Here is a 22,659-nt window from a genome sequence, read left to right as displayed (position 1 = left end):
TGTTGGAACGTCCTGTCAGTCTGCGTCGAGAACCGCGGGTTCGATCACGCCGGCACGTTCGGTGATCACCCTGTATTGCTCCGGCCGCCGGTGGGCGGCGAAGTTGAACATCTTGTCCTTGCCCTGGCGGCAGAGGTCGAGATCGATGTCGGCGACGATCACCTCGTCAGTCAGCGTTGCGGCCTGCGCGACGATGCGGCCATTGGGATCAACGATGCAGGAGCCGCCGATCAGCCCGGAGCCGTCCTCCTCGCCTGCCTTCGCCACCGAGATCGCCCAGGTCGCGTTCATGTAGGCGTTGGCCTGCGTCACCAGCGTGGAGTGGAAGGTGCGCAAGGAGGCATCCTCCGTGCTGCCGCCATTGGGATCATAGGCCGCGGAATTGTAGCCGATGCAGACAAGCTCGACGCCCTGCAGGCCAAGCACGCGCCAGGATTCCGGCCAGCGGCGATCGTTGCAGATCATCATGCCCATGATGGCGTGGGCCCAGGCCGAGCCGGCGCGGAAGGCGGGAAAGCCGAGGTCGCCATAGTCGAAATAGCGTTTCTCGAGCTGCTGGTAGCGCGCACCTTGTCGCGGCTCGACCGAGCCCGGCAGATGCACCTTGCGATAGCGGCCGAGCAGCTCGCCGTCGCGATCGACCAGGATGGCGCAATTGTAGCGGCGTCCATCCGGCGTCAGCTCGGCATAGCCGACATAGAAGCCGACGCGCAGCGCACGCGCACGGTCGAACAAGGCGGCGACGTTCGGGTTCGGCATGCCGCGTTCGAAATAATGGTCGAGCGACTCGCCTTCGAGCAGCCAACGCGGAAAGAATGTGGTGAAGGCAAGCTCGGGAAACACCACGAGGCTGGCGCCGCGGCCGGCCGCCTCCTCCAGCAGCGCAAGCATCCGCGACAGCGTATGCTCGCGCGTATCGGCTTTTTGCGTCGGCCCCATCTGTGCGGCGGCGGCGCGAAGGACACGAACCAAGATTGCCTCCAATCTGTGCGCAGTGCTGCCTCAATGGGCGAATGAACCCTTTGATGCGACGTGCAAATCCGCTGCCATTACGCGGAAGCGGGGCTGCAAAATCAATTCGTTCTGCTATGATGTTTTGGCCCAGAGTATAATCGGCAGTGATATGAACCTGCGCCAGCTCGAGATTCTCCGCGCCGTCATCCGCCACCGCACCACGGTTGCGGCCGCCGACGAACTGGCGCTGTCGCAGCCTGCGGTCAGCAATGCGCTGAAGACGATGGAGGCGCAGGCGGGTTTTGCGCTGTTCGAGCGCGTCAACAACCGGCTGTTTCCGACCACGGAAGCGATGGCGCTCTACAAGGAGAGCGAGGCGATCTTCGCGCTGCACGCCAAGCTCGAGAACCGCGTGCGCGATCTGCGCGAGAACCGTTCCGGGCATCTCGCGCTGGTCGCCACGCCGCCGCTCGCCTACAGCATCATCCCCGCGGCGCTGTCAGGCTTCCTGCGCCGCCGCCCGGAGACGCGGGTGTTCTTCGACGTGCGGCGCTACGAGGGCATCATCGAAGGCGTGCTCAACCGCGTCGCCGAGCTCGGCTTTGCGCTCGGGCTGACACATCATCCAGGCATCGCCCATGAGGTGGTGCACACCGGCGAGATGGTCTGCGTGCTGCCGCCGCAGCATCCGCTCGCCGACCGGCCGGTGATCTCGGCCGCGGACCTGTCTGGCCTGCCCTTCATCGGGCTCGAGCGCGGCACGCGGCTTGGTGAGGCCGTGCGCGACAGTTTCGCACGCGCCGGCGCGCCGTTCCAGCCGACCGTCGAGGTGCGCTACTGCAACACGGCCTGCGTGCTCGCCGCCGCCGGCGTCGGCGCCGCGGTGGTCGATCCCTTCTCGCCGCGGCAGAACGGCGGGACCGGCCTCGTCGTACGGCCGTTCGCGCCGACAACGCACGCGGTGGCCTATATGCTATGGTCGGAAGCCGAGCCGCTGTCGCGCCTGGCCAAGGCGTTTCTCAACGAGGTCCGGAAAGAGAGTGCGCTGCTGGAGCGCACAGCGCCACACCAGCAACATGGAGCAGGAAGCGACGAGGCTTGACCTTGACCAGAGGGCACATGGCACGCATCACCATCATCGAGACCGGGCAGGTCCCACAAAAATATCGCGAGCGCCACGGTTCGTTCCCGGACATGTTCGAACGCATGGTCCGCGCCGAGGATCCGACGGCCACGATCGACATCGTCAGCATCCCGAATGGCGAAGCGCTTCCCGACCCGCGCAGTTTGGGGGCGGTGCTGATCACCGGCGCGGCCGCCGGCGTCTATGACGGGCTCGACTGGATCGCACCGCTGGAGGATTTCGTCCGCACCGCCTATGCGAACAAGACGCCCATGGTCGGCATCTGCTTCGGTCATCAGTTGATCGCGCAGGCGCTCGGCGGCACCGTGCGCAAATCGGAGAAGGGCTGGGGCATCGGCCGGCACGTCTATCAGGTGCTGCCGGACAACGGCGTCGTCGACGGCGAAGCGGTCGCCATCGCCTGCTCGCATCAGGACCAGGTGATTGAGCCGCCGAATGATGCGCTGACGATCCTCTCCTCCGAGTTCACCCCGCATGCCGGCCTGCTCTACGCCAACGGCGCAACGCTCACCGTGCAGCCGCATCCGGAGTTCGACGTGGAGTTTGCGCAAGTGTGCTGCGAGCTGCGCGACGGCAAGGCGCCGGACGATGTCGTTGCAACCGCGAGGAAGTCACTGGCGCAGCCGATGGACCACGCCAAACTCGGAGGCGCGATTACGCGGTTTCTGGCGCGCAAATCCATCCCCTCATCCTGAGGAGCGCGCTCTCGCGCGCGTCTCGAAGGACAGAGGCCCGGATGCGGCAACGGGGGCCTGCATGGTTCGAGACGCCGCTTCGCGGCTCCTCACCATGAGGGGTGACAGTTGTTTCTCGGCTCAGAAAGGATCCGTCCCCAACCCCGCCACGTCCGCGGGCCTCGGCCCCGGCGCCGGCCAGTGAAATCGCCTGTCCTTCTCCGCGATCGCGATGTCGTTGATCGAGGCTTCGCGCCGCCGCATCAGGCCGTGCTCGTCGAACTCCCACTGCTCGTTGCCGTAGGAGCGATACCACTGGCCGCTCGCGTCGTGCCATTCGTACTGGAAGCGCACGGCGATCCGGTTTTCGTCGAACGCCCAGAGGTCCTTGATCAGGCGGTAGTCGTGCTCCTTCTCCCATTTGCGGGTGAGGAATGCGACGATGGCTTCACGCCCCTGAAAAACCTCGGAGCGATTGCGCCAGCGGCTGTCCTCGGTATAGGCGAGCGACACGCGCACCGGGTCGCGCGAATTCCAGGCATCCTCGGCCATGCGGGCCTTCTGCGCTGCGGTCTCACGGGTAAAGGGCGGAAGCGGCGGGCGCGACATGATGGCCTCATCGGTTGGCGGGAGTGCAATCTATCGCCGCGCGCGGGGGAGTCGAGAGGCCGTCCGCTATCGCCCGATCACGAAATCAGATCAGCCTTCATCAAGGCGCGGATCGACTTCGGGATCGGCTGGGCGCGGCCGCCGCTGATGAAGGCGACACGCACCTCGGCTTTCACCAGCACGTTTTCCCCGCGCCGCACCTCCTGCGCCAGCACGATGGACGCACCCTTCACGGCGACCGGCCAGGTCACGACATCGAGCACGTCATCCATCCGGGCAGGCTTGAGGAAATCGAGATGCATCGAACGCACCACGAAGGCAAAGCTTGCGTCTTCCGTCTCGGCCTGCTCGAACAGCGCCTGCTGTTCGGCACCCATTAGTCGCAGATGGTTGGTCCGTCCGCGCTCCATGAAGCGCAGATAGTTGGCGTGATAGACGATGCCGGAAAACTCGGATTTGACGATATCGCAACAGAATACCAACTGCTTGATCTCGTTGGGGCGCTGGAGGGCGGTAGCGTGAACAAGCGCAGATTTTTCTACGTCCCTTTCATGGCGAGCCGCAGCGCCTTCGGGATCAGCTTCAGTGTTCACCTAGCTCGCCTCGAGAGAAATGTCAGCCCGGCCGCGAGCATAGCGGCCCGAAGGGGCATGCGGGACGAGTGCAGCGACAACACCGGTGTTTGAGCGGCACGCGGGAACGGGGCCGTAATAACGCTCGCCACAGGCGAGCCCGTTTTCCGAGTGCCCCCGGCGAGGAGCACTTTATGGCTTGCGCGAGGCATCGTGATCCGAAAGGCCGAGACAGCATGGCTCGGCAAGCTGGCTCATAGAGCCCCGTCCGCGGAGCGGACGCGCCCACAACCTAATCGGACCCGTACTTGTGGCATGGGCGAAAACCGCGGCACTTATGAGCCTGATTTCGGGAGATCCTATCGCGGACCTCACACCACTGACCCACATTAAGAACGTGTGCGGTTATTTGCGTGAGAGTTTCCGGGTTCGTTGCTCCGTCGGCGCCGCCCCTGACCGAAAGCCCAACCGATCGCTCCTGCATTGACGGTTTCATCCGCGGAGCCGGAGCAGGACTGGCGTGTATCGTACTCCGTCAACCCAGCTCCATGGTCTGGCCGGAATAGTCGACGAACAGCTTCTCGCCGGCGACATGGCCTGGGACAGGATGGGCTTGAGGGGGCCGGCCCATTGCTTGTAGCGTTCGAATAGCTGAAGCAGTCGGAGTTAGGCAAAAGACCAAGGTAGCCGGGTTGCAGACTGTCAGCGGTGCGCGCCTCCTGGTTACCCCGATCGCAATCGCTGAAATAGCGATCACGATCGGCTGGAAACGGTGATCACGATGCTCTGGAATGGGCGATCACGATGGCTTGGACTCCGTGATCACGAACGGCTGGAACACGCACTTACCGGGCGCCCCGTCGACCTACCACGCTACTACGTCGCGAGGTGGAGCATGCCGTCAAGCTGTCGGGTGCGCGAGAGGCAGGACACCGCGCTGATCTACGCTCGCAAGCGAAGGGGCATGTCAAGGAGTTGGAGATATCTGCAACGCCGCAACCTGACGCGGCGTTTGTTTCACGCATTTCTTCCAGCGCCAATGTTGCGATGCAGTTACAGCAATTTGCGTGCACGTTGTTAAGACGCAGCAGGCTCGGGGGCACTCAAGACATGGGAATAGAAATGAAGAACTTGTTGCTTATGACAGTCAGTACGGTGGCGCTTGCTGCGGTGGCCCCCGCATTCAGTGCTGATCTGCCTGCGCAACCCATCAGGCCTCTCTACACCACCGCTCCGGGACCTGTCGCGGCTGCAATCTACGATTGGAGTGCTTACTATTTCGGCGTGAACGGTGGTCTGAGCTCAGGCGAGAGTTGTTGGGAGTACCTTGGCAGCAAGCCCGAGGGCTGTCATCATCCGACAGGCGGTAGCGTGGGCCTCCAGATCGGCTATCGATGGCAGATGGGCCAGATCGTGCTGGGTGTTGAGGGCCAGGGCAACTGGGCTGATTTGACCGGGTCCAATCACAGCATCCCGTTTTCCGATACTACCAACCAGACTAAGATTGACGCGTTCGGTCTCATGACGGGGCAGATTGGTTATGCCTTTGGGAATAACGTACTTTACGGCAAAGGCGGCGCCGCAGTCACGAGCAACATCCATCAGATCAGCTCGACCGTGGCAGGAGCCGCTAGGAAAAGTGACGTTCTTTGGGGCGGTGTGTTGGGGGTCGGATTCGAGCACGGCATCGCACCGAACTGGACGGTGGGCTTCGAGTACGACCACCTGTTCTTCCAGCCCCGCACGGTGAAATTCAGCGGGAACATTGGTGGGGCCGATCGCATCCGCGAGGATCTCGATCTTATCACGGTACGGGTCAACTATAAGTTTGGCGGTCCGATTCTCCTGAAATATTGATCCCTAGTTGCGTCGATGGCCCCGGCCTAGCCGGGGCCATTTGAAGGGAAGCATGGCCCGCTCAGAGCCCGGCCATTCAGGCAATTCCGACGTGAGATTCAAGCGCCGCCTGCGCGATCCCGGCCCCTTTCGCTGGCCTGCGACCCCTCCTTCTCCGGACGGCAAGCTCAGCACTTCGCGGGGAACCGCCGGCTCAGCGCTGAGCACACTCGACACCGCAAGTCAGCCGTAGTCGTGGAGAGGGGTAGTCGCAAGGGCGACGAGCTCGGAACCTGCGTCGATGCCGCGGGAATGATACTGCTTGGCTTGCGGCTGCCGCCTTGCCAGGGTAAGCGGCGCATCGCCGTCGCAATCGAGGCAGACGAGATCGTCGAACACAGCTGCCTCCGCTGAGGCGGCCACGGCAAGAGTCCGCCTGCAAGCGTTGAGGACATAATAGATCGGCTCATCCGCGTCTGTCGCGAACCCGGACGATAGGCAGCTCGGCTTTCCAACATCTCACCGGCCCGTCCGATCTTTCGGATCACTCGGCCTCGCCCGCTTCGGCTACTAGCGGCAACCGGGCAGGCGAGCACCCTGCCCTCCGACATCGCCGATATCGCGCGCCAAGCGCCGATGCGGACAGAGGAGAAATCCGTATGTGCCGCGGGCGGGGCGCAATGACGTCAGTGAAAGCCGCGGACACGGGCGACCTCATGATGGAGCAAGGCGGCATCCACAGCAGGACTGACCCGAGTTTCTCCGGGCAGGACGCCATAACCCTCGCGCTCAGATGGCATCGCTGCCGGGCGCAAGCTCCATGGCCGGGCAGACCTCTAATCTCGCGCCGCCTTGCAACCCGCCGAAACCCAGGCGGTCAGCTACGCCGGAGCGCGGGGAATAGGTTTGGAGTTCATTCTCGGTCCTTCACACCTCGGAGGGGGTTCTGCAGTTCGCACCCGTAGCAACCACAACAGGATTCCTGCAGACTCCGTAGCGCGAGACGCGTCAAGACAGTTGGATCCAAGTGACCTTTTGCGGCCAGAGCTAATACCTTTTCGGCGAGGCACGCCTTCAACGAAGACGTCCGGTTTGCTTCGGGCACCATCCCGATCGCATCGTCCAGAACACCTCGCAACAAAGCGCATAGTTTGGTTTTCGGTGTCATGGCGCTAATCCAAAAACAACGGAGATCTGGCCGACCTCGGCTCCGGCCCGCCTGGCCGGTGGCCCCCGGAAAGCCGTGCGGAATAAACCTTCTTCGCTCCAGGGAGCGGGAGGAGTAAGGGAGACGGCCGAGCCTACAAGTACAAGAGCTAGGTTTCGGTAATGTGACAGTTCGTGCTCCGCTCATTCTGGATGCATGACGGCTTAAGAAAGCATCCTGCGGATAGGTCCTTTGGTTTTCAAGTCGACGCTTGCTGACGCTATCAACAAAAGTTCGTAAAGCATTTGGTGAGGATCGCCGAGCCGTGAATTGGGCAGCCTTAGTGGATTGCTTGTTCCGATCGCGCCAATTCCAGCTTAGGAGCTCGTCGCGCCTTTTGAGCCGGATGTGCGGCGCGGTTGCTATAGTCGGCGAGCCACGCTTGTGAATCCACGCTGCTCAATCTGGCGGTCATGTTCACGGCCAGAGCTCCGGCTCGGCGGAAACGGATTGGTCCGCAGGCTCAGAGTTGTCAAATCCCGGTTCTGGTAGTTGAAACACGACGCAACATCATCTTGAACTCTTCTGGCACGGTTCACAGTTGAGCTTACGGTGATAAGAATTTCTCTTCGAGATAATTTCGGCGTGCTCCGGCCAGCCCAGCTTGTCGCCGTCCAGGATCGCTGGTTCGAGTGGCTCGATATTCGCACCGAAACTTTCGCCCAGCTGCGCGATCCAGTGACGCTAGAACGAGCTTGGGTGCCACTGGGCTCGATTACCGTTCCGCCAGAACCAGAATGGACACCAACACATCCGGCGGTCACAAGGGCTCGCCGCCCCACGTAATGCCTACCCCTGTTTAGCACCGTATTCCATGGAGGCGGATCAAGTTTGAAACATCCCGCATGGTCGTTCTGGCTAGTCAGTCAGTGTCCGGTGCCATGTGTGACACAATTATGATTGCTCGCTGGACAACACCGTTGAGGCGTGTCTGACTCACACTGTCGAACTTACGACACGCTGGTACTTATTTGTAGAGCTAGGCGGTGTGGACTCTGAGAACCCATTTCCAGGAGCAAATCAGATTCATGGCTGTTTTCTCGGAGCAAGTCTTCGGTGTCATGAACCCGCTGGCTCGACTGCAGGTCGAACGCGACGCGGCTGCTTTGTAGCTTACCCGCCGCGGCTGTAATGGCCCCTACAGCCATCCGCCGCCCCTTTGCCTCAGTCCGCGCGCTGCAACGGCGCGCTAGCCGTCATCCACAACAACACGTCACGGGGGTTCCGATATGCAGTTGCTAAGTTTCTCCACGCCGAGCGCCATTCTCTCGAGTGCCCCTTCTCACAACTTAAGCAATTCAGCAGCGTTGCGACCGATTGACGCGGAACGGAAGGTCAGGTGTCCGTCAACTCCCTATAGCTATAGGAATCATGTGGCTGGCTTCCTTATCTCGATCGACGGCAGTGGCCCACCGTGGATCTTTGCCTCAAAGCTCCGCAGCCGCTGATAGATCGAGATCAGTTCGACGATCGTGCTCCAGGAGTTGACGAGATACTGAAACGAGGTTCGTACTTGCGTGAACGCGTTGAGGATCTGGTTCATCGCGCCGAGGGTGATCTTGCCCGCGATGATTGTGGGCGCAAGCAGCAGATAAGGAAAGATGACGTCAGTCTGGAGATAGACGATCCGGCCGATATTGAAGTACATGAAGCTCAGATAGAGCCGGAAGTAATTCCTGCGAATGTCTCTAAACAGCACGCTCAATGTCGGCGCATTGGCACGCGCCGTATCATCCTCGCCGAGCACGAGCTCCTTGCGATAGGCCGCTTCGACCCGCTGGTTGAAAAATTCAATTCCGGGCAGGCGGATGCCGATAAGCGCGAGAACGCCGGTGCCCAGGATCGACCAGATCACCGCGGCGAACACCAGCGGATAGGCAATCGAGCCGAACAGAGGCAGCTCCGTGACGTTGCTGGACAGCCTCACCAGAACCGGCAGGAACGCCAACAGTGTCAGCACCGCGCTGATGAGATTGACGCCTAGACCTTCCATGGTGCTGGCGAAGCGCATGGTGTCTTCCTGGATCCGCTGGGAGGCGCCTTCGATCGTGCGCAGCCGTGGCCAGTTGGCGACATAAAAATCGTTCATCGCCGTGCGCCAGCGGAAGATGTAGTGGCTGACGAAGAATCGCGTCATCACGCCGACCACGACGGCCACGAGCGCTATGCCGGCAAAGGTCGACAACTCGCTGTAGAACTGCTCGACCGTGACCGGCGCCGACTTCGAAAGCGCAGCCTGGATCATGTCATAGAACGGTCCATACCAGCTGTTGATCGCGACCGAGACCTGGACCTGAAAGTAAGAGGTGAACAGGATTAGCGCCGAACCAAGAATGGACCACGTCGCCCAGGGATGCGGGGCAAATAACATCCATGCCGCCGCGAACACCGTACCGGCCAGCGCAAAATAGAGATCAAACCACAGCGCCGAGGCCGACCAGAACGTCGCAAGCCCGACCGGCTTCTCCGGGGCTGGAAAGAGATTGCCGGCAAATACATACCAAAACGCCATCGCCAACGCCGTCCAAAGAATTGACGACGCAAAGAACAACTTTGGTCGAGGGAAGAATGAAACGAACATGCTCGCTGTCCTTTATCGATTTAGAACTTCAGCTCAGAAGATGAACTCGCCGCGGTTTCGCTAACTGTTCCTGACTTCCGGTCACCCGCCAGTCGCGTCGCACGCGCGATGCCTGAAAGGCCCCGGTCTAGCCGGGGCCTTCGATTCACCAGTCCGACTTCAGATCAATATTTGAGCAGAATCGGGCCGCCGAACTTATAGTTGAGCCGCGCAGTCACAAGATCGAAATCCTGGCGGATGCGATCGCCGCCCAGCGAACCAGCAGCCACGACAAAGTTCACGTCGGCATCCCGCATGAACAAGTGGTCGTACTCGACGCTTACCGACCAGTTCGACGCGAAACCGACTTCGATCCCGGCGCCCACAGTAGCACCCCAAGGGCTGCTATCAGCGCCCGCGAACTGCGCGCCCGTGACTGCGGAGTTGACTCGATACGTGTTGCTCGCCACTGCGACGCCGCCCTTGGCGTAAAACAGTACGGTGTCGAGCGCATAACCGATCTGCCCAGTCATCGTACCGAACGCACCAATCTTGCTCTGGTCGACATCGCCGAACGCAATGCTGACGTTGGATCCGCTCAGATCAGCCCAGTTCCCCTGACCTTCAACGCCCAGCACGATCTGGCCGATCTGCCATCGATAGCCGATCTGCCCGCCGACGGTAATGCCGGTCGCATCATGACAGCCCTCAGGGGTGCGACCATTGTAGTACCAGCAATTCGAGCTTGAGCCCAAGCCGCCGTTCACACCGACGTAGAGGCCGCTCCAGTCGTAAATTGCAGCCGCGACAGGCGGCGGAGCTTTGGAGTAGAGAGGTTGGACGGGCTGCGCAGCCAGGTCTGCACCGGATGCGGACGCAATTGCGCCAAGCGCCACAATGCTCACAGTCGTAAGCAAGAAGTTCTTCATTTCTACTCTCATGTCTTGAGTGCCCCGAGCCTCGTGCGTCTTAACAACGTGCGCGCGAATTGCTGTAGCTGCGTCACAACATTCGTGCCGAAAGAAATGCGTGAACCGGACGCTGCGTTAGGTTCTGCGTTGCAGATCATTCCCAAGTGTCCCCTTACGGAGGCCACCATGGGCGGAGCGCCACATCGGCATGCGTTTCTTGGAATCCCGGGCCCACCTTGATATCCCGCATTCCAAGTTCGGCGGAGACAATCGAGCAGTTTGCTGACGGAATTTGTCGGATTCCATTCGCTTCTCGTCAGTCCGGTACCAATCGAGCAGAAATTCAATCTTCAGATATTTGATGCCATTGTCTTGAAGAATGCGTCTCATTTCCGCAAAACCAATCTTGCTTTGCGCGACCATCGTGTCTTCGTAGTGAAGACCGAACCCGTTGAACCCCGCGCGCGCTGCCCCTTCGACCCTGCCTTTGAATTGGAATGGAGTGACCTCAGCAGGCCCCCAGCGGGTAAACGTGCCCCGAAAGCGCGAAATACGAGATCAGAAGCTCTACGTCATTAGCCACGGCACTATCCTCGCGCGTTCAAGCGGTGAAGTAAGGTATGGCAGCCCACAGGCCACCGGTTGCCATTCTGATATCATGGCACTCGCTGACATAAAGTGGGCGCCCCACGAAACAGTTTTGCCTATTGGAGGCCCGGACCAACTTCGAAAATGGCCGCGCGGCCCTTCATTCGATTGGCGGCGCATCCGGCGCAATGTTGTTGTCGGCACGGCACGCGGCATAAAGAGCGCTAGCCGATGCGCGGTCTCGAACGTAAGCGGCATTTCCGCGACGATATCCATCCTCTTTGAGCGACGGTGAATGACGATCGCTCGATCGTGCTGATCCGCATTCCAGAAAACAACATAAAGATTGAACCTTCTAATGAATCCGACAAACGTGCCTTTGATGTTTTCAGACCCAAGGACGAGGCCGCCGGCCGCCTTCGATTGGGCCGGCTCCTGGACCGTCTTGACCATCTCGTCGAAAATGATCGCGCTCGGTTCCGCCCTCTTCCATGATTTTTTATCCGGAGTGGCAAGAGCACCGAGCGTTGGCGCGCAGCTCGGAAACCATCCGCCTCGCTGCCGTCAGCCAGATGGAGCATGGGGCAATGGAGACGGTGCCGCCATTTGAGAAGAGCCGCGAAATGCGATCGCGCAAGTTCGCCACGGCAGCGCCGCGGGATAGCCGCGCCAGTCGCCAATCGGCCCGTCATCCTTGACGTGGGTTTCGCTGTGGTCGCTGTGACCAAAGCGGCCGACGAAGTCCGATTTATTTTCGTTCTTAGCCGGCTTCTGTTTCATTCGGCTGGACTGTGCAATTGAGCCACCCCGGGTTTGCCGCAGCCCATTTGCTTTAACTTACGCCGCCATGATGACTTGAATTCGTTGGAGCGCTGCAAGGCAAACGCGTGAATGAGGCGGCAGATTTATCTATGCCCTTCCATAGCGAGCCGCAGCGACTTCGGGATGCGCTGCGCCTTTCCAGCTGAGATAAACGCTACCCGTACACGTGCTGTGACCAGGAGATCGTCGCCACGCCTGCATTCCTGCAGCAAGGCAATCGACGCGCCCCTCACCTCTTGCGGGACTGTGACGACGTCAAGAATGTCATCCAAGACCGCCGGTTTTAGAAAATCGATCGTCATCGAGCGCACAACGAAGGCAACACCGGGCGCATCGTTCTTGGCTTCTTTGAGTAATGCTTGCTGATTCGTTCCGAGCAGGCGCAAGTAGTTCGTTCTGCCGCGTTCCATGAAGCGCAAGAAATTTGCGTGATAAACAATCTGGCCGGAGTCGGTATCTTCGAAATAGACCCGGATCTGCATATGATGGCGGCCGTCGCGAATTTCGCCATCAAGAGAGGCTCTCACGGTGTGGTCCCCTTGCTGCCCTTTTGGGACCCATTGTCTCGCACAAAGGCGCGTTCCAGAGCAAGCGCCGAGGGGCTTTGGCTTTGTTCGCGCAGTCGGAGCTCCGGCGCACCGCCGCGTGGGTGCTGCGCGTGCCCTCAACAGATCAACAACTTAGTAGCTCGGCCTGATCTTCGGGGTGATGACGAACTGCCCTTTTGGCCTGCGATTTGCCTGCCGGTGTGGCGCTGGCACGTCAGTGTTGGAAGCTAGGGAGGTCCGCTTGGATACTAGAGAGGTCCGCCAGAACTTAGCGGTATTCACGATGGCTGCTGGAGCTCGGGTCGATCAAGAAGCTACTTGTAAGAGGATTGGCGGATGCGAAACAATCGACGATCACACGGACTGTGGGTGCTGACTGCGCCACCAGCGCCACAAACTGCTCCACTTACTGATGAAATTGCAGCGGATATCGTCGTGATTGGCGGTGGATATACCGGGCTGTCGGCGGCCCTTCATCTAGCTGAAGGTGGAGCGCGTGTTGCGCTTTTGGAGGCGTCTGAAATAGGATTCGGCGGGTCCGGGCGGAACGTCGGACTCGTGAATGCGGGCATGTGGCTCATGCCTGAGTCGCTTCCGGCCGCGCTCCGCGCGCCTTTTGGAGAACGGTTACTTGAACAGCTCGGCCGCGGACCGCAGACGGTATTCGAGCTCATCGAAAAGCACCACATCGAATGTGAAGTCGAACGTGCCGGCACCTTGCATTGTGCGGTCGGACGTAAGGGCTTGGAGGAGGTTGAGGCCCGTGCCGAACAGTGGCAGAAGCGTGGAGCGCCCGTCCTGGTGCTAAATGCGGAGGCAACACGCAGCAAAGTAGGCGGTGGCGACTACACCGGCGCGCTGCTCGATAAGCGCGCCGGCACCATACAGCCATTGGCTTATGTGCGAGGGTTAGCGCGGGCCGCGCTTGCGATGGGAGCCAGGATATTTACGCATAGTGAGGCCGTCATGGCGCAACAGAATGGTTTCCGCTGGAGAGTCGGCACCGAAAGCGGATCTGTAGAGGCCGACTGGGTGGTCGTCGCGACGGACGCTTATAGCAAAGGACTTTGGTCTGAGGTACGGCAAGAACAGATTCAACTGCCCTATTTCAACTTTGGCACGCCATGTCTGCCCGAGGATCTGAGAAAGTCGATCCTGCCTGAGCGGCACGGTGTGTGGGACACTCGAGAAGTCCTCTCTTCGTTTCGCCTCGATCGCTCCGGGCGACTCGTGTTTGGCAGTGTTGGTGCGCTTGAGGGGATTGGGCGATCTATTCACCGCGCTTGGGCCCAAAGATCGTTGCACAAGCTTTTTCCAGGGCTTCGGGGCGTCCAGTTTGAAACCGGCTGGTTTGGCATGATTGGAATGACCTCCGACAACTTGCCCCGGCTTCACAAGCTGGACCGCAAAGTCATCGGTTTCAGTGGCTATAACGGCCGCGGAATCGCACCAGGCACTGTGTTTGGCAGTGTTTTGGCTTCGTATGTATTGGGGCAGATCGCGGAGAACGACCTGCCGTTGCCGGTCACCGCCGTTGAAGCCCAGCGCTTTCGTGCAGCGCAGGAGGCGTTTTATACGGCGGGCTCCCAGCTTGTTCACCTGATGGATTCCTGGTTCTGATCACCCCAGCAACCTGGTTGGCTTCACAAGCTGCCCTCGCTCGAAGCATGCCGGTCCTCGTGATGTTGTTATGATGTGTTCAAGGGCGCCGTCATGGAACTTAGGATACCTCGGGTCAGACAATCGGATGGTGAAAACGACGAGCTTGCGACGGATGACGTTCATGACTCGAGCTGTCGGTTCTCCGCCGAATGCCAGTCCGCACCGTGGAGGCGGATCATCTCCCCGACGGGACCGCTCGATGAAGACGCGCTCAACGCAAAAGCCGGCAGTGACCGAAGCCGCACTTTAAAAGGGTTTCTCGATATCGCGAGACACCGGCGCGAAGGCCCACCCCAAACTGGAAGCGCTCATGAGTTGCCGTCACGGCGGTCGAAAGGGAAGCGCCAGCCTGTGAGGCGAGTTCTGCGTCGTTTCGTTTCGCTGAATCCGTCTGGAAACTCCCTTATGATGGACAGGGCAACTTCGCCTCCCTGCTTTATCCCGGCATCGTAGTGCTAGATGCCAGCGCGGCTTTCTGTTTGGGTGTCATAATTAATCCATGCGCCGAGCGCGTGCGGTGCGCGGCGAAATCTCTTCCGAATAATGAGGTTGTCCACAGGAAGGCCCTGTGAATAGCCGGCGTAAGATTCCGCTATTTGCGGTTGCACGCCGGGAAACGTGTTCCACTGGTCGAAACGAATCGGGGAGAACCGCCAGCTTGCGACTGGCGGCCCCGATTGCCCGCGCAACGCTTGCGGACTGCGGGCCAAACGCTGATGTTAGCAGCAACAGCATTACATTCGGTAAGTCCCGAGAGGTCAAGTCCGGCTTTACTCTAGTGACAGAAGTCGAATGGCTACCTATAAGAACGCCAACTACCTACAGCAATCTAACAGCGACTGTTTCGATCAGGATCAGGGGCCGGGAGTCGCGGCTCCCTTTGCCGCTCTCTACCGATGCACGGGCTGTCATCGCGAAATCGGAATTGCAGCAGGCCACACACTGCCTCCGCAAAGCAATCATGCGCATACGTCAGCACAAGCACCATTCGATGGCGTCTGATCGTATGGGCAGATCACAATCCGAAGGGAGCGACCGACAACAGCGGAAGTCCGGTTCAGCCGGGCTTCTACACTCTTGTTTGGAGATGCCCATTCAGGCGAGAGTAATTGAGAATGAGCTAGAAGTATTTCGTGGCCGGGTCTTCAGCATCTTCCACTTCCGGCATCATTACTTTCGATGCATCGAACAGCGAGCCGCCAATGGAATTCAGCATCATTCTGAGAAGATTCAGAGCTTTCGCCAACGTCTTCGCCTCCGATTTGCCGCGCAACCAGCCCACTTGCCATTGCCACTAGCGTCCGGTGGCTCCGGGTTGAACCATCGAAGGTCATCAGACAGCGTTCGCCGCGCCTCGCGCTCGTGCGGTTTGCCTAAGCATTTCGGCGGTTCGCCTAACGGACCCAAGCCGTTTGGCTCTTTGCGGCCCGAAAATCGTTTTGGATTCTTGCGAGTGCGGCCGGCCGCCCGGGCTTTGCTGAGAGGAACGCATGCGCGTGCCATTGAAATTCATTCCTTTATATAAATTGGGTATGGGGGCTCCATTTGCAGCTGTGCGCGTGAACGACCCGGTCGGTGTTTGGGTTGGCCGTTCTGTGCCTTTCGAGATGCCCCCTACCCATGTGGAGCCACGCGAGCGCGACAAAGATTGCAATCAGGTGCATGCTCCGAACAAACATCTTCTCGGAAGCAACGGCAATACGGGCAACGGCGATGAATGAAGTTACGATGCTCAACGCGGAGTTAGAGCGCTGCAAGGCTGAGCTGAGGGACCTTAACGCGAAGATGAGCTCAATTTCCTGCACGCAGCCGGTGGACATGACCGCAGTCGAGGACGTGGCGAGGCGAATTCGCCAAATTGCCGAACGGGTCGAAGTCTTGACGCGCGCCATCCTCCACGGTCCACAAGCCGGAACACAATAAGCTGCCAGGAGCGCTGCCGGGCGGCCAGTTACAAAGTTAACCCGGCAGGGACATGCCCAGGTTAGATCATATTTCTAAGGCTTGCGTGTTCTTGCAGCAGCTCAACTTCTTCTGTCTGAGCCCTGTTGCTTTCGTCAACTGTCGGCCACCTAATCTTGCGAAGCGGTTCGCGATCACCGTAGGTCGCAGGAACGTGCGCTTTTAGATGACGTAACGTGCGCGACACGCGATGCAGCTTCTGCGCTGCTACGGTCGAAAATGCCTTAAGCGGGCAGATATTCTGGCGGGAATTGTGCGAGGGCTTTAGCCTCTTCGCCCTGCCCGTGGGTTGGATGTAACCGTTGACACAAGTGCGATGGCAAGGGCCGCGTCCCCAAGCCGGATGATGATCGGACCTGAGGCGCATTCAGCGAAGCTCGAGTCTGCCAAGGACCGCGAGTGCTCGCCACGAAAGATCGCTTCGCGGTCCTCAAATCGCGTGTTGCTCAGGCAGTCGCCTGCTGAAGCCCGACTTCCCCATGCCAACCGGAGCGTCTTCTGCGCAAAGGCCCCGTCTCCATGGAGCGCCGCCCGCGAACACTTGCGAATGGCGCCTCCATCATATTCAACATTTCGCGTTGTCGTGTTCAGCCGTATCCGGCTGAAGACGTTAATGTCGGAGACCAGACACTGACGCGCGAGTATTCCGTCGCCGGAGCCGAAGAACATGGTTTTGCCCTCTTCAAGCGAGGCTCGCAAATGGCTTTGGTGGCACGTGGATTGCTGGGACACCGAAAAGAGCCCGTACGATCATGACGGCCTCGCAGTCGCCGGCCCAGGAGTCCAAATGAAACTTGCTCGATTGATCGCGGGCGTCAATCGTCTCCATTCTCGCCAGCATTTCAACTCATCTAGATGTGTCGATGCCCATGCCGTAGTAGTTCGGTGCTACTACGTGGCGAACGACGGTGGCACCCGCACGGAATCTATGCTTAAGGTCAGATCATGAAACCGGTTCTCGTCTTCGATTGGAATGGAACGTTGCTCGATGATGCATACGCACTGCTCGAAACCACCAATGCAATTCTAGATCGCTTTGGTCGTACAACGATCGACATGAAGACGCTTCGGGAGCATTGCGACGTTCCGCTGTCTCTTCTTTATCGCAGCCTCGGACTATCGCGAGACGAGCTTGCGACGGTGGATCGCGATGGGAGTGCAATGTTTCACGACGCCTATGAGGCTCTTGCGGGCAGAGCCGATCTACGCGAGGGCGCGCGCAGAGTCTTGGAGTTGGCGCGCCGAGAAGGGGTTTCGTCCATCATCGTGAGCAACCATATAGTCGACCCTCTGCGCTACCAATTGAGAAGACTTGGAATCAATGACTGCATCGACGATGTGCTCGCGTTCGAAAGCCGCGACACGCAATACAAATCGACAAGCAAAGGAGAGCGACTTCGTCTATACATGCAGAAGAACAACTTGAAACCAGCGTCAACTTTCATCATCGGCGATATGCCGATCGAAACGGATATTGCACGGAATCTCGGACTGATAAGTATAGCCATTACCGGGGGATTTGTTTCCGAGGCGCGCCTGCAAGCGGCGCATCCAGACTACACGATTAACAACCTTCATGAGCTGTTGCCAATCTTACGAAGCTACGGTTTTTTCGGAATGCACAAATCATGATCGGCGAAGAATCACCGCACAGGGTCTGTAAAACCTTGATCATGTCGTCCATGTTGAACGAGTTTATCTCGGCGATTCGAACTCCGCCTTCGACATCGCACGCGTCGCATGGCTCAACTCAGTCGCGAGTCCAGCATCTGCAATACCGAACCCGTAATCCGGTACCTGCCGCACACGCGGCATTCCAGACGCCTGTAGTCGTCACGGGTGCGCTGCTCGAGGCTTGACGATGTCTTGCAGATCGAACAATAACCCATCCCTCACCCACACATTGCCGCTCTTACGACCTCAGCGATCCCAGATAGTCGAGCGTGTTGGGAAGCGTCACATTGTAGAATCGGAGAGCAACTTCACCCCGATGTGCGTCGAACGCTGGCTCTGACGCGTATTCGATGATCGTGTTTGTTTTTATGGCGCGCCAATCAGCCTAGCCTGAAGGAGATCGAGCTTAGCGCGCCCGTACATCTGCCGCTTGACCAGCTTGAGCTTGGTGATCTGAGCTTCCACTTGGCCATTGGACCACGGTTGCGTGATAGCCGCGTGCACCGCGCCCTTGTCGTTGGCGATCCCATTCGCGAACGAGCCAATGAGGCTCCGCTTGGATTCATCTATCCAAGGTTCGAGCTCGATCTCGGCCCTCTTTCGGATCATCGCGTGGAAGCGGCCAACGAGAGCGTTGGCATCGGCCAGCATAGGGACGCTTTGTTCAATAGCGGCAACCGTGACGGTCTCGGCCTTGGTTAGGTGGTCCCGCTTCATCGTCATCAACTGCGCTATCGTCCGGGCGGCGGGGACCCTCTGCAATTGTTGACGGCTGATGGTCTCGGCGCGTCGCCGTCGCGTGGCCCATTCCGCCACCACGCGCAGCGATCCCTTAAAGCCTTGCCCTCTCAAACGGCGCCAGAGTTCGGCACCGTTACGACAGCCGCCTGACCACTGCGCGTCCAGGAACGGCAGGTGCCCATTCAGGGTGCTTTGACGGGTGCGGAAGATATCCGTACCGCCGCCGCGACTAATTTGGCGAACCAGATTGCGACTATGTCCTGTGCGGCGGACGATCTCCTTGAGCGGCACACCGTCGCTGACAAGAGCCGCGATTGCGGCATGGCTGTCCTGGCGCCGCAGATAACCCTGATAGCGAAGCTTTTCCGCGCAGGTCAGCAGTTTAAGATCGATCGTCGTCGCCCCGATTGCGGCTCGGATTTTGCTCATCGAACGGCGCACCGCTTCAAGGAAGGCCGCGCTCGCGTTTTCCATCAGATGCCAGCGGTCGGCGACCTGGATGGCGTTCGGCAGCGCCTTGGCTGCTGCCTCGCCATATCCACCACCGCGATCTCGCGACACAATGTTGATGCCCGGGTGCTTCGACAGCCCGCCGACGCTCCAAATCGCACACGATGGTCCCGTACCGACGATTTCTCCGGAACGCCCAGTCATCAATACCCACAACAAGCAAGGGATCCATCGGCATCGCCGCCCGCCGGCGGACCACCCGCAGCAAGGTATCGTTGCTGACAGGCAGCATGAGCCGCTTGGCGAAGCTTGCTGCCGGCCGGCCGCCGAGCGCCAACCCCAGGTGATGGACGATGTGTTCGAGCCGTGCCGTCCGACGCCGTCGAAGCGGAACGACGTCTTCTCCGAACCGCTCCGCGAAGATCCGCCGGCGGCAATGCGGCACCTCGCATGTGAAGCGCCGCGTGAGTAATCGGAGGCGCACCTTTCTGCCCGCTGATGGCAAATCGGCCACGTGCCGGATGTAGCGGCTATGGACTCGGCGCGATAGTGTCGCGCACAAAGGGCACTGGGCCTCCGCAGCCTCTGACCGAACAGCCAGAATAACCGAATCCTCTGAATCACTTACGCCATCAAAGACCAAACCACTCGGTACTAGCGATGAAATTCGAAAGCCTGTCCGCATGGCGCCGATTCTCCGTTGAAGAACCACAGTCGCCGGCGAACTTCATCAGAAATGAGTCAGAGCCGAACGCTGACCCCAGCTATTCCATCGCAAGTCAGTACTGGACTGGACGAAATCAGCAGTAGGCCTGGGTCATGGTTGGACGCTGACGGGGCCAAAGTTGGGCATCCGGAACTCCGCAATCGTAACAGCACCAGCGCTCGTGCCGCACGGTACGCCAAAGGCACCGGGTTCGGTTTGAAGCGCGGGTCGCGCTGCCGGATGGAGATGCGCTTCGCCGCTGCTGGCGGACATAGTCCAATTCGCTCCCACACCCCCTACCCAGGGGACCTGTTCGTGTGCGCCACAGGCGAGTCAACGACCTGACTTTCTGAGCCGCTGGGAGAACTCGGCGGCTGCTCCTCAAGATGCATGCGCTCGCGCGCGTTCGCGGGCTTCGCGGCGACGCTGGAAGCGCTCGCGTCAGCGGTTCGCAGTTTCGAGGGCTGGGCACGGATGGCACCGGCCCGGCCGTTTCGACTGGGACCTTCTCCGTCGGCTCGTCTTGGCCTCGGCGCGCCTCCATGGTCTCGAGCACAACTCGCCCTCTCACCGTGATTTTCCAACCGCCGTTCTGGCGTTCAACGAGGCCGTCCGAAAAAATGTCCTGCCCGGGAACGCGCGCGGCCAGCCGTTTGGTGCGCTCGGCCCATTCCGCCGCTGGTCGCGAGGATTGCCATTTCGCGCTTGAGGCGCCCCATTACTTTGTTTAACTACCGAATTTCAATAGTTTAGCATGCCTGCAGGATTTGTGGGGGACGTATTGTTGGACGAAATGTTGGACGTTTTTCGTGTGGCAAAAATCACCCACCTCGCGCGATTTTGAACAGCATCCGGCGACCTAGTCGTGTTGGACCTCGGAAACGAGATCCGCCCGACAAAAAGCGTCAGTAATCCAGTTTACGGATCACGATGCACTTTTAACCGAATAAAGCTTTCCACAATGCGCGGATGCCTCTTCCAACGCGCCGCCACCACGGCCACGCGGCCTGCCTGAAGTAAGCATCTCTAAGAGAGTCATCATGTGCGCGGCCGGCTTGAATCTGTGCCTTTGTCATTGCTCCCGCCCAAACGACCATATTTTTCGTAATCCAATAGTGCGACTGGCACGGATGGTTCCAATTGCCTATCGACGGAGAGAGAGAAACAACGCCGTTCTTTTGGGTCAGGGAATATTCAGCGTTGCGAAACGGCGTGACGACTCTGGTGCCACAGCCGCAACAGCAGCGATGGCTTGCGGTCTGAAATCGCTGGGAGACGTACAAAATACCGTCGTCGATCTCCTTTGGAATAAAGTCGACGAAAAGAGGCTGCAGCGCGGAAATCTTCACTTCCTGTCCTCTTTCGTCAAACCATGGGTGGCAATGGTATAGAGCGAGTGGTGCTCACGGCAGTCGTCGCCGTAAAAGCCTCTCATTTTCTTCCATTTCGTAACGGCCATAGCCGCGTTCTGCATGTTCAGATCCGCGATTTGGATATTGCGGTAAATATCGTTCTCTGCGGTGGCAAAAGAAACGACCTCCTGAAGGTGCTCGTGCTGTTCGGAAGTTGCAACAGTGACACGGCATTGACCTCGCAGCTGTCCCTTTTCGTCGATGCCGACATCTATCCCGACATCGATAAAGGGGACCTGCATAGCGAGAAGTCCCTCCAAGATGACCTTTCTTGCGAATGAGTCGTCGATCGCCACGAATACAAAGTCGAATCCGGCGAGCTCCGGTAACTGTTCAGCTCGAACATGATACGGATGCCGAAATATTCCCGTGCGCATGCGGTCGTAAATGCCAAAAAGCCAATCTACCTTTTTTGGATTGGTCAATTCCTCGGCTGCGGGTGCGCCTGGTGACCGAAAGGCATTGTGAAGTTCGAAGTCATCGCCATCGAACAGGTGCAGTTCCTCGATCGGCGTCTTCGCCAGAAGATCGAGAATGTACGAACCGGATCCGCCGAGGCCAATGATTGCTACGCGTCTCGCAAGGAGCTTCGCAGTTGCAGCACCGATGCCCGCACGCGTTGTTGCCATGTCCGGATAGCGAAAGACTCGGTTTTGCGCTTCGACAACTGCCGGCACCGGCTTATCGCTTCGAGGATCACAATTGCGGTCGAGAACCTGCGCCTCGTGCCAGATCAAGCGTACATAGGCCCATATCTTTTCGTGATAATCGCCATAGTCCGTCTTGTTGGCCCGCTTGCGCGAAAACCCAACAGTTGTCTTGATGCCATCGCCCTTATCTTCTGCAGGGTTCGATATCATCTCTGTCATCACACGGCCGGTCGAATCGCACGGCGGTTCACCAATCCACCAGCACTGATGATTTGCACACGGATTTACGGCAACGCCAACCGAATTGATCTCGAGCGGGCAATAGAGCACCCCCGGCACCACCTGCCCCGCGGACGTCACGGCCGGTATGCCTTCTATGAGCAAATGGGAGGCGGTCCCTTGAACAAGTTTGAGGCGGAACCCTTCCGCCTCAAGCTTGGCAAGGTCTGGACTTAGACTAAGATTTATCGGTGTTACGGACATCGAAAATCATTCCTTCAACCACCGCGACAGAATGGCCGGGCCGCAAGGAATTCTCTTGGCCGTCGGGTTTCGTCCACGAAACGCTGTAGCGAATGTCGCCGCCGAACGGGCCATGGGGAAAGGCCAGCTTCACGACCTGATCGTAGGAGATCTTACGGCGCGGCCAGAGCTCCTGCGTACCATTGACATAGATCGTTATGACCTTCTGCGAGTAGAAATGCTCGTCATCCTTCAGATGGATCTGCGTACCGTCCCGGGGGATCGGCATATCCTCATGATCACCCTCCACCTCGCGAAAAAGCTCTTTGTGCTGGCCGATGTCGGCCAGGCTATAAAGCGCCTCGCCCGTCGTCGGATTGGGGGCCTCGTAGGCCTCCCGATCAATGTGGATGCGAACTTCGTGGTAGTGGTCAGACATGATGTCGAGACTTTCTGCTGGCATGGCTATCTGCCCGAAGGCCATACGCTAGATATACGCCGCTGCGCTAACTTTG

General features: G+C 59.2%; 19 protein-coding genes and 1 pseudogene. 8 read left to right on the top strand and 12 right to left on the bottom strand.

The genetic code is table 11. The features are described 5' to 3' along the window. Positions 1 to 15: 15 nt before the first annotated feature. The gene (locus AC0L2J_RS24060; RefSeq protein ID WP_007614391.1) at positions 16 to 972 is read right to left on the bottom strand and encodes an N-carbamoyl-D-amino-acid hydrolase; all 957 of its coding nucleotides are present in this window, start codon (positions 970 to 972) and stop codon (positions 16 to 18) included. Positions 973 to 1,123: 151 nt separating this feature from the next. On the opposite strand from AC0L2J_RS24060, the gene AC0L2J_RS24055 reads away from it, so the two are divergent. Both AC0L2J_RS24055 and AC0L2J_RS24050 read left to right on the top strand, forming a co-directional pair. Continuing rightward, entirely contained in the window at positions 1,124 to 2,056 is a 933-nt protein-coding gene (locus AC0L2J_RS24055) for a LysR family transcriptional regulator (protein ID WP_473394745.1), read from the top strand. A 17-nt stretch (positions 2,057 to 2,073) separates the two neighbouring features. After that, a complete protein-coding gene (locus AC0L2J_RS24050) occupies positions 2,074 to 2,793 on the top strand; it encodes a type 1 glutamine amidotransferase (RefSeq protein ID WP_473394744.1) in 720 nt (239 codons plus the stop codon). Between the two features lie 120 nt (positions 2,794 to 2,913). Here AC0L2J_RS24050 and AC0L2J_RS24045 read toward each other — a convergent pair whose 3' ends face one another. Continuing rightward, positions 2,914 to 3,381 (bottom strand): nuclear transport factor 2 family protein, encoded by a 468-nt coding sequence (locus AC0L2J_RS24045; protein WP_473394743.1) that lies wholly within the window; start codon positions 3,379 to 3,381, stop codon positions 2,914 to 2,916. Positions 3,382 to 3,458: 77 nt separating this feature from the next. Next, positions 3,459 to 3,974 (bottom strand): YbgC/FadM family acyl-CoA thioesterase, encoded by a 516-nt coding sequence (locus AC0L2J_RS24040; protein WP_473394742.1) that lies wholly within the window; start codon positions 3,972 to 3,974, stop codon positions 3,459 to 3,461. A 1,101-nt stretch (positions 3,975 to 5,075) separates the two neighbouring features. Here AC0L2J_RS24040 and AC0L2J_RS24035 point away from each other — a divergent pair. Together AC0L2J_RS24035 and AC0L2J_RS24030 are read left to right on the top strand one after the other, a co-directional pair. Continuing rightward, a complete protein-coding gene (locus AC0L2J_RS24035; protein WP_085348947.1) occupies positions 5,076 to 5,810 on the top strand; it encodes an outer membrane protein in 735 nt (244 codons plus the stop codon). Between the two features lie 291 nt (positions 5,811 to 6,101). Then, on the top strand, positions 6,102 to 6,203 hold the full coding sequence (locus tag AC0L2J_RS24030; RefSeq protein WP_369126693.1) for a hypothetical protein: 102 nt from the start codon (positions 6,102 to 6,104) through the stop codon (positions 6,201 to 6,203). Positions 6,204 to 8,365: 2,162 nt separating this feature from the next. On the opposite strand, the gene sbmA is transcribed toward AC0L2J_RS24030, so the two are convergent. Both sbmA and AC0L2J_RS24020 read right to left on the bottom strand, forming a co-directional pair. After that, on the bottom strand, positions 8,366 to 9,577 hold the full coding sequence (gene sbmA, locus AC0L2J_RS24025) for a peptide antibiotic transporter SbmA (protein WP_473394741.1): 1,212 nt from the start codon (positions 9,575 to 9,577) through the stop codon (positions 8,366 to 8,368). Between the two features lie 164 nt (positions 9,578 to 9,741). Beyond that, on the bottom strand, positions 9,742 to 10,485 hold the full coding sequence (locus tag AC0L2J_RS24020) for an outer membrane protein (RefSeq protein WP_473394740.1): 744 nt from the start codon (positions 10,483 to 10,485) through the stop codon (positions 9,742 to 9,744). An 861-nt stretch (positions 10,486 to 11,346) separates the two neighbouring features. Between AC0L2J_RS24020 and AC0L2J_RS24015 the strand changes: the two genes are divergently transcribed. Beyond that, entirely contained in the window at positions 11,347 to 11,550 is a 204-nt protein-coding gene (locus AC0L2J_RS24015) for a hypothetical protein (RefSeq protein ID WP_143272996.1), read from the top strand. A gap of 69 nt (positions 11,551 to 11,619) precedes the next feature. On the opposite strand, the gene AC0L2J_RS24010 is transcribed toward AC0L2J_RS24015, so the two are convergent. Together AC0L2J_RS24010 and ybgC are read right to left on the bottom strand one after the other, a co-directional pair. Then, positions 11,620 to 11,835 carry a hypothetical protein gene (locus tag AC0L2J_RS24010; protein WP_473394739.1) on the bottom strand — a complete coding sequence of 72 codons (216 nt, stop codon included), beginning with the start codon at positions 11,833 to 11,835 and terminating at the stop codon, positions 11,620 to 11,622. 125 nt (positions 11,836 to 11,960) lie between these two features. Beyond that, positions 11,961 to 12,404 (bottom strand): tol-pal system-associated acyl-CoA thioesterase, encoded by a 444-nt coding sequence (gene ybgC / locus AC0L2J_RS24005; RefSeq protein WP_007596415.1) that lies wholly within the window; start codon positions 12,402 to 12,404, stop codon positions 11,961 to 11,963. A 357-nt stretch (positions 12,405 to 12,761) separates the two neighbouring features. Between ybgC and AC0L2J_RS24000 the strand changes: the two genes are divergently transcribed. After that, positions 12,762 to 14,045 carry an NAD(P)/FAD-dependent oxidoreductase gene (locus AC0L2J_RS24000; protein WP_473394738.1) on the top strand — a complete coding sequence of 428 codons (1,284 nt, stop codon included), beginning with the start codon at positions 12,762 to 12,764 and terminating at the stop codon, positions 14,043 to 14,045. Positions 14,046 to 15,207: 1,162 nt separating this feature from the next. Here AC0L2J_RS24000 and AC0L2J_RS23995 read toward each other — a convergent pair. Continuing rightward, positions 15,208 to 15,369 (bottom strand): hypothetical protein, encoded by a 162-nt coding sequence (locus tag AC0L2J_RS23995; protein WP_204512251.1) that lies wholly within the window; start codon positions 15,367 to 15,369, stop codon positions 15,208 to 15,210. Between the two features lie 208 nt (positions 15,370 to 15,577). On the opposite strand from AC0L2J_RS23995, the gene AC0L2J_RS23990 reads away from it, so the two are divergent. Continuing rightward, entirely contained in the window at positions 15,578 to 15,808 is a 231-nt protein-coding gene (locus AC0L2J_RS23990) for a hypothetical protein (RefSeq protein ID WP_473394737.1), read from the top strand. 1,186 nt (positions 15,809 to 16,994) lie between these two features. After that, entirely contained in the window at positions 16,995 to 17,681 is a 687-nt protein-coding gene (locus AC0L2J_RS23985; protein WP_473394736.1) for an HAD family hydrolase, read from the top strand. A 408-nt stretch (positions 17,682 to 18,089) separates the two neighbouring features. Here AC0L2J_RS23985 and AC0L2J_RS23980 read toward each other — a convergent pair. The 4 genes and pseudogenes from AC0L2J_RS23980 to AC0L2J_RS23965 form a co-directional block, all read right to left on the bottom strand. Then, positions 18,090 to 19,599, bottom strand: a pseudogene (locus AC0L2J_RS23980) (ISL3 family transposase). A 959-nt stretch (positions 19,600 to 20,558) separates the two neighbouring features. After that, complete coding sequence (locus AC0L2J_RS23975; protein ID WP_473394735.1) at positions 20,559 to 20,969, bottom strand: ubiquitination-like system serine protease family protein; 411 nt, start codon at positions 20,967 to 20,969, stop codon at positions 20,559 to 20,561. Then, complete coding sequence (locus tag AC0L2J_RS23970) at positions 20,966 to 22,165, bottom strand: ThiF family adenylyltransferase (protein ID WP_473394734.1); 1,200 nt, start codon at positions 22,163 to 22,165, stop codon at positions 20,966 to 20,968. The genes AC0L2J_RS23975 and AC0L2J_RS23970 overlap by 4 nt, the downstream gene beginning before the upstream one ends. Further along, complete coding sequence (locus tag AC0L2J_RS23965) at positions 22,140 to 22,607, bottom strand: multiubiquitin domain-containing protein (RefSeq protein ID WP_473394733.1); 468 nt, start codon at positions 22,605 to 22,607, stop codon at positions 22,140 to 22,142. The genes AC0L2J_RS23970 and AC0L2J_RS23965 overlap by 26 nt, the downstream gene beginning before the upstream one ends. Positions 22,608 to 22,659: the final 52 nt, after the last annotated feature.

This window comes from Bradyrhizobium sp. MV1.5 (assembly GCF_055807615.1).
Note: the sequence above shows the minus strand (reverse complement) of the source record. Positions and strands in the feature narration are given on the sequence as shown.